The sequence below is a fragment of the Novosphingobium profundi genome (assembly GCF_018491765.1).
GTDB classification, from domain to species: Bacteria; Pseudomonadota; Alphaproteobacteria; order Sphingomonadales; family Sphingomonadaceae; genus Novosphingobium; species Novosphingobium profundi.
In genome coordinates this window covers 36,205-51,885 of record NZ_JABWCU010000023.1, presented here as the reverse complement: position 1 = coordinate 51,885, position 15,681 = coordinate 36,205, and the positions used below count along the sequence as shown (strand labels likewise).

Below are 15,681 nucleotides of genomic sequence, written 5' to 3'. Positions count from 1 at the left end.
GGTGCGCTCCGACCTCGAGGTCGCAGACATCTTCCGCTCGGCCGGGCCGGCCTACCGGGCGGCCCATGCCGGGCATCTGAGTCTCGCCCAGCTCAAGGTGATGTCCGCGATCGAGGCCTGCCGGACCGCAGCCCTGGGCGGGCACGTCGAGGCCTGTCAGGACTGCGGGCATTGGCGGGTCGCCTATAACTCCTGCCGCAACCGGCATTGCCCAAAATGCCAGGGCGCCGCCGCGCGCACCTGGCTGGCCGAACGGGAGGCCGACCTGCTTCCCGTCGGCTACTTCCACGTCGTCTTCACGCTGCCCGCCGAGGTTGCCGACATCGCGTGGCAGAACAAGGCGCTGGTCTACGACCTGTTGTTCAAGGCGGCCGCGCAGACGATGCTGACCATCGCCGCCGATCCCCGCCATCTGGGCGCCCGGATCGGGATCACCGCCGTCCTCCACACCTGGGGATCGGCAATGACCCACCATCCGCATGTCCACATGATCGTGCCGGGCGGTGGCATCGCCCCCGATGCAAGTCGCTGGATCTCCTCGCGTCCGGCCTTTCTCCTGCCTGTGCGCGTCCTGGGTGCGCTGTTCCGGCGGCTGTTCCTCACCCGGCTGAACGCGCTGCACGATGCCGGCAAGCTCGCCTTCCTCGGCTCCCTGACCGGTCTGACAGAGCGGCGGGCCTTCCAGCGTCACCTTGCCCCGGCGCGCAAGAAACGCTGGGTGGTCTATGCCAAGCCGCCCTTTGCCGGGCCGCAGGCGGTGCTCGCTTACCTGTCGCACTATACCCATCGCGTCGCCATCTCGAACCGGCGCCTCGTCGCCTTCGACGCGAACGGCGTGACCTTGCGCTACAAGGATTACCGCCGCGATGGCCCCGAACGCCAGCGGGTCATGACGCTGACCGCGTACGAGTTCATCCGCCGCTTCCTGCTCCACGTCCTGCCGCGCGGGTTCCATCGCATCCGCCATTACGGCCTGCTCGCCAGCGCCGCACGCCACGACAATCTCGCGCTCGCCCGCCGCCTGCTTGCGGTCACCCCGGAGACGCAGGTGCCAGAGCCCGAAGCCGAGCCCGACATCTGTGCGCCATGCCCGTGCTGCGGCGGGCGCATGATCGTCATCGAAGCCTTTCCGCGCTGGAGCCAACCCCGCGCGCCGCCCAGGCCCAGCCCGCCAATCCGGGAGCGCGCCGCATGACCCGGCATGATCCGCCTGTCACCATGGCCCCGCAGAGCGCGCGGTGGTCAGAGGGCCGACTTGCTCCCAATGCGCGACGCGCCAGCGTCTGCTCCTGGCATCAACCTCGACAGCGCGGTCAACGCACCTTCAGCGCATCCAGACACCCGCTACTGCGCTGCTGTCGTGCCTCCATCAAAGCGCGCACTGCACCCCGCCAGACCACACCAAAGCGCAAATCCCCATAGCCCGGCCTATCGGGCCCGCGGGTTCCTGCATGGGAGGCTTTCGTACGCAAGCGCCCGAAACCCTTCACCATTTCAGACTCTCATCAGGCAGTTTTTGCTTCTCAGATCCGGGCTGTCTGCTTTTCTGACGGGTCACGCTGAGAGTCGTCGTTTGATGGGAAAACTGGAAGCGGTGACAACGTCCCAGACTCCGTCGAAATCTGAATGACCGCTTCCCGGCGCGGGAAGGCCGCAGTCAAGTGTCTTGGATGGGCGTACGCCCGCCGAGGCTCGAATGGGGTCTGCAGGCATTGTAGGAGCCCAGTGACGTGACCCCCAGCCACGGGAATTCGCCCAAACTGATTGGGCCTCACGATTGGAAGTTGGGCAGGAGATAGGGCTAGATATTGCGTCCTGGCGCTGGCTTGGAGGTGCTGGGGCGGCGATAGATCGCTTTGATCGCCATCTTCTTCGTTAGGCTAGCGACATGTAGCAGCGGCCGATCTCAATGCACTCCTGGCGCAAGAAATCCAATTATCTCCGTGTGCAGATTCTCCAGACCACCTCTCGTGTCTCCCCCAGGAAGAGGCACTCGAACTGGCGGATCGTGTGGTGGTGATGGAGGGCGGATGGATCAAGCAGGTCGGCTCACCAGAGGAGATCTAAATGGCGCCCGCCAGCCCCTTCGTCACCTGCTTCGTGGGCGAAAGCACGCGTCTGCCTGGTGGGCACCTCGTGCGACCGCACAACATCGAGGTCGATACGTCGGGCGACACGGTCCATATACGCCCGCGCCGCTTTCACATCATTCACGGACTGGACGGGGGCGCGTCATGACGGCTCCGTCGCATACCAATGCCGCCGGGACGGGTGACCACGCGCTTGAAGCCAGCCTGGCGAGCGTGCGCGAAGCTCTGAGCGGGCTAAAGTTCGGCAGCGTCTCGCTGACCGTTCACGAAGGCCGCCTGGTCCAGATCGACGTGACCGAGAAGCGGCGTCTGATGCCCGTACGCTAGGTGAGACCGACCACAACAGGACAACCGCGCACTTTCAGTGTTTGAAGGTGACAAGGCGGTAGATGTAATAGCCCAGCAGGCCGAGGAGGATCGCGGTGGTTGCGGGGTTGAGATAATCCTGCACCTTGCGGTACTCCTCGCCAAGCGCATAACCCGCATAGGCAAGCCCGCCCTCCCAGAAGAGCGTGCCCGCCAGCGTCAGAGGCACGAAGCGCACAAGCGGCATGGCGAAGATCCCCGCAGGAATGGCAACGAGCGTACGAACTGTGGGCACAAGGCGCCCGCCAAAGACCAGCGGCGTGCCGAACTTACGAAAGAGGCGCTCGGCCCATTCGATGTCCTGGACCGACAGCGTCGTCCATCGCCCATGTTTTGCAGACCAGGCCTTCAGCCGCTTCCCACCCAGCCAGCGGGCCAAGGCGTACCACAGCAGCGCACCGGCCAGGGATCCGATGCTGCCCGCCACGACCACGCCGATGATGGCAAGCTTTCCGTTCGCCGCCTCCGCTCCCGCCAGCGGCATAATGATCTCGGAAGGAATGGGCGGGAAGACGTTCTCCAGGAACATAAGGAGCGCGATGGCAGGATAGCCTCCTTCCGCCACAAAATCGCGTATCCAATCAGCCATCTGCACATCCTCTTCCTGCGAGCGATGAGAATGGCCGAACGCGCAGCGGGGTTGCCTGGTCATGGCCCAGACATACTTTGAAATGCTTTTGCGGCGCGGGAAGGTCGAACAAATGCGCGTGCGGAACGTTGCGCCCAGTTCATAGCAAGGGGCTTTCTGTGCGCTACGCGATCCTGCTGGCCTGCCTGCTGGCCGCGGCCTGCAATACCCACCAGTCTGCACTGGCCCCTTTCGGTGTGGAGGCCGGGGAGACACGCACGCTCACGCTGGTCATGGCCTTGGCGGCGCTCGGCCTCGCCGCGATCACTTTTGCGCTCTATTTTCGGGCGGTACGGGCACCCGAAGGCAGCCTCAGCCACAAAGGCGGCATGAAGCTGGTACTTTGGATGGGCGCGATCGTGCCGACCGTGCTGCTGGCAGGTCTCCTCCTTTACGCTCTCCCCGCCATGCGGCCGATGGACAGTGCGCCGGGCGATCTGGAGATCCGGGTCGAGGGCGAACAGTTCTGGTGGCGCGTCATCTACAATCCGCAAGACACGCAAGGACGCCTTGTCGATGCCAACGAGATCCGCATCCCGACCGGGCGCACCGTGGTTTTCACGCTGGCCGCACACGATGTCGTGCACAGCTTCTGGATACCGGGTCTTGCGGGCAAGATGGACATGATCCCCGGGCGCGAGAACCGCCTTGTCGTCAAGGCCACCAAGCCAGGCCGATACCGCGGGGTCTGCGCGGAACTGTGCGGGCTTGCCCATGCACTCATGGCTTTCGAGGTCGTCGCAATGGAGCCTGTCGCCTTCGACTCCTGGCTGGCCGAGCAACGGACGGGCACAGCCGCTCCCCCCAAGGACAGCCGAGGAGCACGCCTCTTTGCGCGCGAGGGCTGCGGCGCCTGCCACGCCATCCGGGGGACCGAACATACAGGCCAGATCGGTCCTGATCTTACCCGCTATGCCCACCGCAGGAGTCTTGGCGCGGGCACGCTGGAGCCGACGCTGACCAACACTGCGGCCTTCATCCGTGCGCCGCAGGACCTCAAGCCTGGCGCGCGGATGCCGACCTACACCGATCTCTCGCGCGAAGAGGCCTTGGCCATCGCCCGCTACCTGAAAGGCCGCGAATGAGCCTCCACGACCAGGACGATCCGGCCCTGCGCTGTGCCCAGGAGGAGCGCCTTCGTGCCGTCTGGGCCGCGCCCAAGGGCATCTTCCTCAAGTGGACGGACTGCAACAACGATGCTGTGGGCGCGTGGTATGTGCTGACCGGCTTCGTCTTCATGCTTTTTGCCGGGGTGCTAGGCCTCCTCATGCGCGCACAGCTGGCCGTGCCCGAGAACGACCTGATCGGCCCGGCCACCTTCAACCAGCTTTTCACGCTGCACGGCTCGATGATGATGTTTCTCTTCGCCGTGCCGATGTTCGAGGCGGTCTCGATCATTCTCCTGCCCCAACTCCTGGGCGCGCGGGACCTGCCTTTCCCGCGCCTCTCCGCCTTTGGCTACTGGTCGTTCCTCCTGGGCGGGGTCTTCGTGGGTGGCTCGATCCTGTTCAACGCCGCGCCCGACGGGGGCTGGTTCATGTACCCCCCGCTTACCACCCGCACCGACCTCTCCGGGATCGGCGCGGATATCTGGATGCTGGGCCTCTCCTTCATCGAGGTCTCCTCAATCGCGGCGGCCGTGGAGCTGATCGTCGGCGTTCTCAAATGCCGCCCGCCGGGCATGCGCCTCAATCTCATGCCGCTCTACGCCTGGTACATCCTCGTGGTGGCGGTGATGATCCTGTTCGCCTTCCCGCCGCTCATTGCGGGCGATGTCCTGTTCGAGATGGAGCGCCTGCTCAACTGGCCCTTTTTCGATGCAACGCGCGGGGGCGATCCGCTCTTGTGGCAGCACCTGTTCTGGATCTTCGGCCACCCGGAAGTCTATATCGTCTTCCTCCCCTCGATCGCGCTGTTTGCGATGCTCGTACCCACCTTTGCGCGGCGGCACCTGCTGGGCTACCCCTGGATCGTACTCGCGGCGGTGGGCACGGCGTTCCTCTCGTTCGGGCTGTGGGTCCACCACATGTTCACGACGGGCCTGCCCAAGATCAGCCTCGGTTTCTTCTCGGCCGCGTCCGAAGCGGTCACCATTCCCACTGCGGTCCAGATCTTCGTGTTCATCGCCACCTTGTGGGCGGGCCGGGTCAACTGGTCGACGCCCCTCCTCTACGCCACGGGAAGCCTGGGCGTCTTCGTCATCGGTGGACTGACCGGGGTGATGGTCGCCGTGGCCCCCTTCGACTGGCAGGCGCACGACACCTATTTCGTCGTCGCCCACCTGCACTACGTGTTGATCGGGGGGACGCTGCTGCCGCTGTTTGCCGGGCTCTACTATTACTGGCCCCTGATCACCGGCAAGAAACTCTCCGACAGGCTGGGGCGCCTGGCTTTCTGGATCCTGTTCGCGGGCGTGAACCTGTGCTTCTTCCCGATGCACCTCTCCGGCCTCATGGGGATGCCGCGCCGCGTCTTTACCTACCCCGAAGAACTGGGCCTGGGCGATCTCAACATGGCCTCGACGGCCGGGGCGTTCCTGTTCGCTGCGGGTGTCGCGGTGATCTGCCTCGACATGTGCCTGAGCCCGCGCCGCCCGCTCGCCAACCGCAACCCCTGGAACGCGGGTACGTTGGAATGGCTCGCCCACCCACAGGACGAGCACTGGGGCATCCGCTCCATCCCCCTTATCGAAAGCCGCTACCCGATCTGGGACCAGCCTGACTTCATGCGTAAGGTGGATGAGGGGCGCTACTTTCTCCCCGACGCCGAGGAAGGCCGACGCGAGACCATCGTCACCAGCGTGATTGACGCGCGCCCGCTTGCCGTGATCCGCCTGGGCACCCCGGCCTGGGTGCCGATGCTGACGGCCTTCGCGCTTGGCTCGGTGTTCATCCTGACGACATACCATCTCTATGGTCTCGCCTTGATCGGCTCTGTGCTGACGCTGGCCTGCGTGGTCTGGTGGCTTTGGACCGGCACGGCCGAGATCCCCGAGAAACCTTTCAAGCCCATCGGTCACGGCCTGGAGCTACCGCTCTACATCTCGGGGCGCAGCGCGCCGGGATGGTGGGCCATGTTCATCACCATGATGGCCGACGCGACGGCGTTCTCGGGCCTTGTCTTCGGCTACTACTTCTTCTGGACCCGCCACGAGACCTTCCCCCCCATGGCGCTGGCCGACGGACCGGGCTGGTTCTGGCCGATGGTCGCGCTGCTCGCAGGCGGGGTCAGCTGGCTCCTTACCCTGGCGGCGCGCAGCGCCAACAGCCGGGGGGCAACGGGGGCCATGGCGCTGCTGCTGACAGGGGCGATGCTCGCCGCGCTGGGAAGCGGCGCGGCCGGTCTCGCCGGGCCGTGGCTGTCGGGTCTGAACCCCGAGGCCCACTCCTACCCCGCCATAGTCTGGACGCTGACCCTCTGGACGGTCGCCCACGCCGGGCTCGCGGTGATCATGCAGGCCTATGTCCTGGCGCGCGGTCTGGCCGGGCGCATGACCGCCCGGCACGATGCCGATATCCGCAATGTCACCCTGTTCATGCATTTCTTCGTGCTGAGCGTCGTCGTGACTTATGCGACCATCGGCCTGTTTCCGGAGGTATCGTGATGTCCGACCCCGCGCCTCGAAAATGGGAGCATCGCCTTCGCATCACATTGTGGGTGCTGATCGTGCCTCCCACGTCCTGGGCGGCGCATTTCCTGTTTTCGTATCTGTGGGCGGCGATTTCCTGCGCCAAGACAGGTCACTTCGCGACAATGCCGTGGCTCTTTATCGGCGGAACGGTTTTAGCCCTTGCGGTGATTGCGCTTGCGGGCTGGGTCGCCTGGCACCAGTCCCGCACACCGGGCGATCCCCCTCCGCACCAGGAAAGCACCCGGATCGACCGTCTGCGCTTTCTGGCCACGGCCACTCTGCTCCTGGCTGCGCTCAGCACGGTAGGTGTGATCTTCACCGCGCTCCCGGTTGTTTTCCTGCGGGAATGCACATGAGGCGCGCGCCCGTTCTCCTCGGTCTCGCATTGGTCCCACTGGGAGCTCTGACGTCCCGGTGGGGCATGACGGGACATATGGCTGGCCACATGCTGGCGGTCGCAGTGGCCGCGCCGCTTCTTGCCTGGGGGCTGACGGGAAGCGGGCTCGATCCTGCCCGCAGATACCCCGGTATCGTCGCCCCGTTGCCGATGATGTTGCTCGAATTGATGACGGTCTGGGGCTGGCACCTGCCGCTGCTGCGCGCCCTGGCGGACAGCTCGCTGGTGGCGGCCATACTGGAGCAGGCGAGTTTTCTGGCAGCCGGTACGCTTTTGTGGTGTGCGGCACTGAACGTGCAGGCGCGCGCCGCCGGGATCGGCGCTCTCCTGCTGACCTCCATGCACATGACGCTACTGGGCGTACTCATTGGCCTCGCCCCGCGCCCGCTTTACATCTGCGGATCGGGGCCCTTCGGCCTCGATGCCTTGAGTGACCAGCAACTGGGCGGTGTGGTGATGCTGCTGGTCGGCGGTGCCAGCTACCTGATCGGGGGGCTCGCCCTCCTTGCAACGCTTCTGCGCACCAGCCCGAAGGAAACCGCATGACCCTGCGCCTTACCTGGAAACGCGTCCTTGCGAGCCTTGCAGCGCTTGCCGCGGCCGCCTTGCTCTTCGCCTGGTCGGGTCTTTTTCCGCTCGCGGCAACGACGGGCCATTGGGCAGTGACCGAATGGTTCCTGCACTGGACGATGCAGAATTCGGCACGTACCTATTCGGCGTTTCAGACCCCCGAGTACGTGCGCGACGATCATGCGCTCATCAGCGCTGCAGGGCATTTCCGGCAGGCCTGTCAGGTCTGTCACGGAGCCCCCGGTGAGGCCCCCTCCCCCGCCATGCAGAGCGCCACGCCTCATGCCCCCGATCTGGCACGGACAGTTACCCATTATTCCGACCGCGAACTGTTCTGGATCGTCACACACGGGGTGAAATACACCGGCATGCCGGCTTGGCCGACACAGGATCGCCCCGACGAGGTGCGCCGTATGGTCGGCTTCCTGCGCCAGCTGCCAACGATGGACGCGGGCCGCTACGCCGAGCTGAGCCTCGCCACTTCCAACGTCGCAAAATCTCCCCCCCTCGTCCGCCAATGCGCCGGCTGCCACGGGAGCGATGGCCTTGGCCACGGCCAGCCCGACATCCCCATCCTCGCGGGCCAGAAGCGTGCCCATCTCTACACTGCGCTGCGCCGCTACGCATCGGGAGCGCGCCACAGCGGTCCGATGCAGGTCGCCGCGGCCACGCTCACCGACAGCGAGATGCAAGCGCTGGCAAGGCACTATGCCCAGCTACCCGGACTGCACGATGCGCCGCTCGACTCCGCGCATCCCCTCGTAAATGGAGGGGATCGCGCCCGGCAGCTGCCCGCCTGCGCGCGCTGCCACGCGCCGGGCAAGACCGCGCCGATCCTGGCCGGACAGCGGGCCGGCTACCTCGCCGATCGCCTGCGGGCCTGGCAAGGGGACGAGACCGTCATCGATCTCCACAAGCCTCAGCTTCCCATGCCGGTCATCGCAAAGCGCATCCCCGAGGATCAGATCGAGCCTCTCGCTCGCGCGATCTCGCGAGGGAATCGTCAAACGCCGCCCTGACGGGTGCCGTTACTTCGCGTCCTGGATTTGCCGCGATAGATGGCCTTCCTGCCCTCGCTCCATTACTGACGATTAAATGCTCAGGCCCACATCTTGACTGCGGGACGTCCGTTACCGCTACACTCTAGCACTACTTTGGCAGAAGTTTGATTTTCGGGATTCCCATGGCACTGAATGCGTGATTCATGGGGAGCCAGCTTTGATGGAGGCTGGCGATGGAAGAGGCGTGGCAGGCGGATCTTGAACGGTGGCTTGCGCCATATCTGGAAGCCTTGGGGAACAAGACTCGACGTAGAATGTGCCCGGCCTATATCGCTGGTCTGATCGGGCCCGGCGATCGCAAGAGCATCCAACCAATGGCAGCCCGTTCGGATGCGTTACCCTACGACCGGCTTCATCATTTCATCGGGGCTGGCTTATGGGACAGCGCCCCACTGGAAGCGACCTTGTGGAACCAGGCGGATGAATTGGTTGGTGGTGAGGGAGCCTGGTTGATCATCGACGACACCGCCCTGCCCAAGAAGGGCAAGGCTTCGGTTGGTGTCGCGCCCCAATACGCCACGGCGCTGGGCAAGAATGCCAACTGCCAGACGATGGTATCGGTGACACTGGCCTCGGGCGAAGTTCCCCTCATGTTGAGCTTGCGGCTGTTCCTGCCGGAAAGCTGGACGAGCGATGCTGCGCGCATGGACAAGGTTGGCATCCCCCGGCATCAGAAGGTCTATCCGGCCGATGTGCAACTGATCTTCCCAATCGCAGGACGCGGTCGCCCACGGGTGCGACATGTGCCGGACGTCAAATCCATGGCCGCGCACGCAATGCTCGAAGGCGCGAAGTGGCGACAGGTCAGTTGGTGCAAGGAGGTCAGTTGGTGCAAGGGCGCCAAGGGACGGCTGACGGCCCGCTTTGCCGCCATGCGCGTGCGCATTGCCGATGGTGCGCCTCAACGGATCGGCTCTGCCGGGGCCCAGCACATGCCGGGCGAGGAAGCCTGGCTGGTTGGTGAGCATCGCTCGAATGGCGAGCGCAAATACTATCTCTCCAATCTGCCCGGCGACACCCCGATCAAGGCTCTCGCCGGTGCGATCAAGGCGCGCTGGGTTTGCGACCAAGCGCATCAGCAACTCAAGGAGGAACTCGGCCTCGATCACTTCGAAGGACGATCCTGGACCGGGCTTCACCGCCACGCCTTGATGTCGATGATGGCCTACGCCTTCCTGCAATCTCAAAGGCTCGCTCAGGCGGGGCGAAAAAAAAAGAATCCTCGGTCCGCCTCCCCAACCCACCTTGCCAGCAGTGCGCCAGGCCATCCTTGACCGCCTGTCTCGCTCACCGCCGGGGCATTGCCCTCACTGCGGATGTTGCCTCATCAGACGTCCCAGTAAACTTCTGCCAAAGTAGTGCTAGGGGCTACTCAGGGCAAGCCGCTGATCTGGGCTCGCACCACCGCGAAGGGAGCGTCGGCTTTCTTGGGGTGCTCGCCGCTAAGCCGACTGTCGCCATAGTCCCAGGATCAGAAATGTTCCTATAGGGAGATGCTGATTTACCAGCTGACCGGCGTATCTGTTATTGCAGCTGGCAGCGGCACACTTCCACAAATCATTCGAAGGATTTGTTACAATGAGCGTCGCTGCAGGTCTTCTATTCATGTGTACCCCTATTGCTGTCTACGATGGGGACGGGCCGTTGATCTGCAAGGAGGGGGAGAAAATTCGAATCGAAGGCATAGCCGCCAGGGAAATGGATGGATCGTGCAAACCCGGGCAACCTTGCCCTGCGGCCAGCGCTATTCAAGCGCGCAATGCGTTAGTCGACCTGCTCGGTGGACCGAAAGGGCGATGGAAAACGGGCCACATTGTCGTTCGGTATCCTGCGATGCAGTGCAGAAGCGCAGGGGCCAGTTACGCCAGAACTGTCGCGAGCTGCAAACTTCAGGATGGGAGAGACCTGTCTTCCGCCATGCTCACTACTGGCACCGTTTTGCCATGGCATCCTAGAAGTTCGGGTCGCAGATAGCGGCCGTTTCGATGGATTCTAACCTCTCTCTCTGCACGAACAATTGCCTTGCCGTCGCACTCAAGACCTATGGATGGTGCGCTTCACCGCTGCCCCTCCCCTCCCTATTCCGCACTCTAACAGCACCCGGCGCCGTTTAGGCGGCGCCGGTTCAGCACTATTGGTCCTGGGTGGTGCCATTGACCGTGTGGGCCACTGTTTGGTCGATCATAGGCCCCTGAGTGGATTCGGCTCGAGCGGCTTCCTGTCGCAGCTTCGCAGTCGTAGCAATTTTGCGATAGGCATCGAGCATCGCAAGCGACGTGACTTTACCGATATCGGTCGAAGTGTAGGCGCCGCCAAGTGCTCCGATTCCGAGATCGAGTAGCAGCCCTCCCCCGATAATTTTTGTGTCCTTTTTGCGGGCGGCGCCGGTCGCGACGGCTTCTTGAACGCCGGTTTTGACGTTGATGAGTGAGAGCATGATCTGGCTCTCGAGAGTTTTGGTCTTGAGGCCGACTGCGGAACCGAAAGCTCCGCCGATCCCTGCGCTGGCCCCGCGACTGTTCGCGTCCGAATAGAGCACTTGTGCAGAAAGGAGATAGTCGGCTGCTTGCAGGACCGGCTGCGCGGTTCCTGGTGCATTGCCCATGGCAAGTGCTCGTTCACGCTGAAGGGCATCGTAGGCGTTTCCGCGCTCGACAACCTGAAAGCAGTTGGATTGTGCGGTGAGAAGCTTGAGCAGTGGCAGTGGGTCCACTCGCGCTGCGCTGCCTCCGTTTTGGCTCTCGGCCATTCGCACAAGGGCCCGCATTCCAGGTGGTAGTTCATCGTCCATGCTGGGGGCTTTGCTCTCGACGAGGGCGATGGTTCCGATTGGCGCTGAGCATTTGGGGAGCTCGGTTGTTTCATCAATGCCGGTGCCGCCAGCGCCAATTTTTTGGGCGTGCGCGGTGACCGGCAGGATCGCGATGGTGAGGGCAACGGCTGCTTGGTGACGGATACGCATCAGAGAATTCCTTGGATGTAAGGGGTGAGATTTTGATCGGCCGATTGGCGTGGCCGACCGGTTTGGTGATCCAGGCCGGTGTGGAAGTTGTGCTATTTTCCGGCCAGCGAGAGTCACGATGCCCTCGTGCTGCGTTTGGCTACTCCAGGTCCTTCGCCGAGAATGTCGCTGAGTTTTGGATGCTGCTGGGCGGCCGCGCGGATATGCATGTAGATGGACTGGCGAGAGGGGACCTCTCCTGCCGGCAGCCGGATCGTGATGTAACCGGCCGACTTCGTGAGTGTATCGCGCCATCTGTCGTTTCGAGCGTTATGCGTGCTGTCGTCGAGCTCGATGAGCATGATGATTTCGCCGGTGGTCGGGTGTTCAACGACAAAGTCGATCCGTTTACTCGAGAAGCGGTTGCGGATCGTTGTGGCTTGGGACCGGGAGAGTTTGCCTCGCGGCTTCAGGATTGCTCCCATTGAGACCTGTGCGTGCACGCGCGCCCAAGGGATGACCATTTCGATGCAGGTTATGGTGCGGCGCTCCATGCGCGTCATGAGCGGCCGGGGGGCGACTTTGGGTGGGGATGAGGCTCGTAGCAGCTTCATCAGTGATGGCAGGATGGCGAAGACCAGCGCACCCGCAATGATGTAGGGAAGCCATTCACGCATCGTGCTTTGCTCCGCTTTGGAAGAGGGTGGGGGATATTCGGGTGTACCTGGGCCGAAGACGGCGTTGCATTGCGCGGCCGAGCATGACGATGAACGTGCTGGCGATGTGTCCGACGATGACTGCCGAAAAGAGACCGAACCCGAATGCGATTAGGTGTGCGGTTTGCGTTTCGCGTCCGATTGCTATCGCGAGTGCCTGGCATTCAGTGGAGGAATGGGTTTGAGCCGCGCAATCATGGATGCGGGCTTGCAGGCGCGCAGATAGGGCTGTGCCGGGTGGTTGGATTGTCCATGGCTCCTGGTCCTCGCCAACGGGTTCTGTGGGCATCACCGCGTCCTTTCGATGTTGCGTTCGGGAAGATCGATCCGGGGTTCCAATGGTGGGATCTCGAAGGTGGCGTTTGACGCTGAGCCTTTTTGCGATCCTTCGCGGTTGGCTTCGCCGGGGATCGAAGGATTGAATTCGCCCGCGTTGCGCGATCGGGACTTCTCTGGTGCGTCGATCGTATTTTCGCCGATGGTCTCGAGCGCGCTGAGATTGTCGCCAGGATTGCGTTCGATTGCCTTGAGCAGGCTGTCCTTGTCGTTGGTGAAGATCTCGATGCTTTCACGGACACGGGTCACCATGACGTGCGCAAGCCGTTGGGTGACGAGATTGCGCTCAGATGAGTGCATGACCCCGATGCCGTGGGTGCTGGTCATGCCTTGGGCCTGGTGCATGTTGATCGCATAGGCGAGGCCCAGGCGTTCGAGCATCTTGTCGCCGTGGCCGAGCTCGAGGACTTCGCCTTTGGCGTTTTCGACTGTGATCGTGTTCTCGTCGACTCGCAGCACTTGAGCCTTGCCGGAGTTGTAGATTTCCCGGTTTTTATCGGTGTCGGTCCATACGATCTTGTCGCCCTCGTAGAGTGTGGTTTCCATCTTCTCGTAGAGTTTGATGCTGTCGGTTTTGTCGGACGGGTCGATCCTGGTCGGATCGAAGGTGAAGACCTTTCCGCGCTCGTTGCGCAGTTGCACATCCCCCCGTTCGTTGGTTCCCAGGACCTCGTAGCGGCCGCGGGTTAAGCCGCTGGAGCCGCGATGGCGCACGACGTCCATTACCAGCCCGGCTTCGTAGGTGTGCGGGTATCTGAGCTCCTCGCGGGTCGAGTGAGCCGGGAGCAGCGTGGTCAGTGTTCGGCCCGGACCGCGGATAGTGCCTTCGCTGTGCAAGCCTTTCTGCACGAGATCGTTCAATTCGGCTCGCGAACGTCTGCCTGATGCGTAAAGGGCCGTTTGGTCGCGCTGCTCTTTTGGGAGCTCGAGCCAGCGCTCGGCCGCCTTGTCGAGGTATGCGTTCTTCTCGGAGTGAACCTGGTCCTTGATGACCTCGAATGCAGCCTTGAATTGCTTCTCGCGCGTGAGAGTTGCGACCTGCACCATTTCCGGTGTCGTTTGACGGAGGCTGGTCGGCATGTGTGCCATGGCCGGGTCGTGGCTTTGAATGAGGGCAAAGGCTTTGCCGTGATCGATGGACTCGAGTTGTTGCCTGTCGCCAATCATGATGAGACGGTCGACTTTGTAGGCGTTGGCGATCGTGACCAGGTTGTTCATGGCTTCGTTCGCGACCAGCGAGGACTCGTCGAGCACGAAGATTTTTCCAGCGAGTTCCGCCTTCGATTTTTCGAAGTTGGGCCCCTGTCCAGCGAGAGCGCCCTTGATATGTGCGTTGACGAAACTCGAGACCGTTGAAGCCTCGATATTGGCGTCACCTTTGAGTTTTTGGACCATCTCGTTGGCGAACGCCAAGCCTTCGGTTTTTCGCCCTTCCTGGCCGGCAACCGCCTCTATGCTTTGAACGAGTGTGGTCTTTCCGGCGCCGGCGACGCCTTGGATCACGACGATGCGGTCGCTTGTCGAAAGTGCGAGGGTTGCGGCGGCTAGTTGCTCGTTGTTCAAGGGGTGTTCGGTAGGGACGCTCGCCAAGCGTTCCTGGATCTGCGAGGCCTCAACAATTGGGCTTGAAGCTTTGCGCCCGGCGTCGATGCCAGCGAGCAGCTTGCGTTCTTCGGCTATGTGCTGGGGGGTGGTCACCAGTTCGGCAACCCCATCGAGACGAGTTGTCGTCCCCATGACCAGTTTTTGCTGATCGACGAGGGTTTGGATTCGGTCTTCGACTTTTGTGATTGTGACCCCTTTGAGCCCGAGATCGAGGGCGGTTTTGGAGACGTCGCTTCGTTGGAATGCGGCCTGTCTTTGTCCATGAATTCGGATCGCGGAAGCGACGGCCATTTCGGTTCGCAGCTTGGACGGAGTTAGGGTCAAGCGCGCCAGACCGCTGGTTGTGAGAGCGTCGCTCGTTCGGACGTAGTCATCAATCAGTCGTTCGGTGTTTTGGATGATGAGATTGAGTTTTGAGGCGAGGCCGATTGGTTGTTCAGATGGACCGCCTGAGCGTGACATGGCTTTCTGGAGGATTTCCTTGCCATTGAATTTTACGCGCTCAGCTCGTTCCGCCCATTCGGCTCGCAGTTTGCCGCGGTCTTCGACGTCGAGTTTTGCATCGCGCGTGTTGACGACGATGCGGTCTTGGCCCTTGGGTGTTGAAATGCCGACTTCGGCGGCTTTATCGAGGATCTCTTGACGGCGTTGCGAGAATTCCTGGATGACCTCCTTGCTCACGCCTGCGATCTCGAATTGACCGTGTTTGCCGGTCAGGCGTGTCTCGTATCCGAGCTCGCTGAGCTGTTCGCGAAAGGCAGCGTGGTAAGCGGAACCGATAGTGGAATTCTTCGACCAGATCTCACTGTTCCGCAGCGCCCGCCAGGCGCCTTGAGCGTTGCGAGTCAGGGATGCGACGACGACATGAATGTGGCCTTGTGGATCGAGTTTGCGGCTCGTGTCGTGCTGGAATAGGGCGTAGACGAGGTTGCCTGTTCGAACTGGCTCTCCATTGCGGTTGCGGCTGTAGTCGCGTGTCTCGGCCATCGTGCGTTCAACCCAGGCCATGGTTGATTTCACGGCCGCCATGTGGGCGGTGAGGATGCGGGTATCGCCCGCGACGTAGGCCATGATGCTCGCTGATTTCGGCATCGAGAACGTGAGATCGATCCCGGCGCGGCGGTTCGCGGATTGATTGACCTCGGTTCCATCGGGCAATTTCCCGTTGAGGAGCTTCTCGAATGCCTGTTTGGAGATCTCGCCGGACAGTCCGAGAGCTTCGGCGCCCTTGCCGCCCCACTCGGTTGCCTCTGATGAGTGTTCGCCCGTGTAGTAGTCGTCCTTGGCGAAGTAGTTTGCCGCACCTGCGGCCGATCGAACGGATGCGACAGAGTGCATGG

The 15,681-nt window shown here is 62.7% G+C and carries 13 protein-coding genes and 1 pseudogene; 9 read left to right on the top strand and 5 right to left on the bottom strand.

The window, feature by feature from the left end:
• Position 1 precedes the first annotated feature (1 nt).
• Positions 2-1,195 carry an IS91 family transposase gene (locus HT136_RS22350; protein WP_214202071.1) on the top strand — a complete coding sequence of 398 codons (1,194 nt, stop codon included), beginning with the start codon at positions 2-4 and terminating at the stop codon, positions 1,193-1,195.
• A 532-nt stretch (positions 1,196-1,727) separates the two neighbouring features.
• On the opposite strand, the pseudogene HT136_RS26740 reads toward HT136_RS22350, so the two are convergent.
• Positions 1,728-1,926, bottom strand: a pseudogene (locus HT136_RS26740) (IS3 family transposase); the annotation flags it as partial.
• 141 nt (positions 1,927-2,067) lie between these two features.
• Between HT136_RS26740 and HT136_RS22345 the strand changes: the two are divergent.
• Both HT136_RS22345 and HT136_RS22340 read left to right on the top strand, forming a co-directional pair.
• A complete protein-coding gene (locus HT136_RS22345) occupies positions 2,068-2,238 on the top strand; it encodes a hypothetical protein (protein WP_214202070.1) in 171 nt (56 codons plus the stop codon).
• Entirely contained in the window at positions 2,235-2,417 is a 183-nt protein-coding gene (locus tag HT136_RS22340; RefSeq protein WP_214202069.1) for a YezD family protein, read from the top strand. The genes HT136_RS22345 and HT136_RS22340 overlap by 4 nt, the downstream gene beginning before the upstream one ends.
• Before the next feature lie 34 nt (positions 2,418-2,451).
• Here HT136_RS22340 and HT136_RS22335 read toward each other — a convergent pair whose 3' ends face one another.
• Positions 2,452-3,108, bottom strand: coding sequence for a DedA family protein (locus HT136_RS22335; protein WP_246544139.1), 657 nt, complete (start codon positions 3,106-3,108; stop codon positions 2,452-2,454).
• A gap of 95 nt (positions 3,109-3,203) precedes the next feature.
• Here HT136_RS22335 and HT136_RS22330 point away from each other — a divergent pair, with 95 nt between their 5' ends.
• The 6 genes from HT136_RS22330 (at position 3,204) to HT136_RS22305 (ending at position 10,017) form a co-directional block, all read left to right on the top strand.
• Positions 3,204-4,169 carry a cytochrome c oxidase subunit II gene (locus HT136_RS22330; RefSeq protein WP_343222286.1) on the top strand — a complete coding sequence of 322 codons (966 nt, stop codon included), beginning with the start codon at positions 3,204-3,206 and terminating at the stop codon, positions 4,167-4,169.
• A complete protein-coding gene (locus tag HT136_RS22325) occupies positions 4,166-6,688 on the top strand; it encodes a cbb3-type cytochrome c oxidase subunit I (protein WP_214202068.1) in 2,523 nt (840 codons plus the stop codon). Before HT136_RS22330 ends, HT136_RS22325 begins: the two co-directional genes overlap by 4 nt.
• Complete coding sequence (locus HT136_RS22320) at positions 6,688-7,071, top strand: hypothetical protein (RefSeq protein WP_214202067.1); 384 nt, start codon at positions 6,688-6,690, stop codon at positions 7,069-7,071. The genes HT136_RS22325 and HT136_RS22320 overlap by 1 nt, the downstream gene beginning before the upstream one ends.
• A complete protein-coding gene (locus HT136_RS22315; RefSeq protein ID WP_214202066.1) occupies positions 7,068-7,658 on the top strand; it encodes a cytochrome c oxidase assembly protein in 591 nt (196 codons plus the stop codon). Before HT136_RS22320 ends, HT136_RS22315 begins: the two co-directional genes overlap by 4 nt.
• Positions 7,655-8,701 carry a c-type cytochrome gene (locus tag HT136_RS22310; RefSeq protein WP_214202065.1) on the top strand — a complete coding sequence of 349 codons (1,047 nt, stop codon included), beginning with the start codon at positions 7,655-7,657 and terminating at the stop codon, positions 8,699-8,701. Before HT136_RS22315 ends, HT136_RS22310 begins: the two co-directional genes overlap by 4 nt.
• 215 nt (positions 8,702-8,916) lie before the next feature.
• Positions 8,917-10,017, top strand: a complete 1,101-nt coding sequence (locus HT136_RS22305) for an IS701 family transposase (protein ID WP_214202064.1) — start codon at positions 8,917-8,919, stop codon at positions 10,015-10,017.
• Between the two features lie 857 nt (positions 10,018-10,874).
• Here the strand turns inward: HT136_RS22305 and HT136_RS22300 are convergent.
• The 3 genes from HT136_RS22300 to mobF form a co-directional block, all read right to left on the bottom strand.
• Positions 10,875-11,705 (bottom strand): CsgG/HfaB family protein, encoded by an 831-nt coding sequence (locus HT136_RS22300; RefSeq protein WP_214202063.1) that lies wholly within the window; start codon positions 11,703-11,705, stop codon positions 10,875-10,877.
• A 113-nt stretch (positions 11,706-11,818) separates the two neighbouring features.
• On the bottom strand, positions 11,819-12,361 hold the full coding sequence (locus HT136_RS22295; protein ID WP_214202062.1) for a DUF2726 domain-containing protein: 543 nt from the start codon (positions 12,359-12,361) through the stop codon (positions 11,819-11,821).
• A gap of 327 nt (positions 12,362-12,688) precedes the next feature.
• Entirely contained in the window at positions 12,689-15,679 is a 2,991-nt protein-coding gene (gene mobF / locus HT136_RS22290) for a MobF family relaxase (RefSeq protein ID WP_214202061.1), read from the bottom strand.
• Between the last annotated feature and the right edge of the window lie 2 nt (positions 15,680-15,681).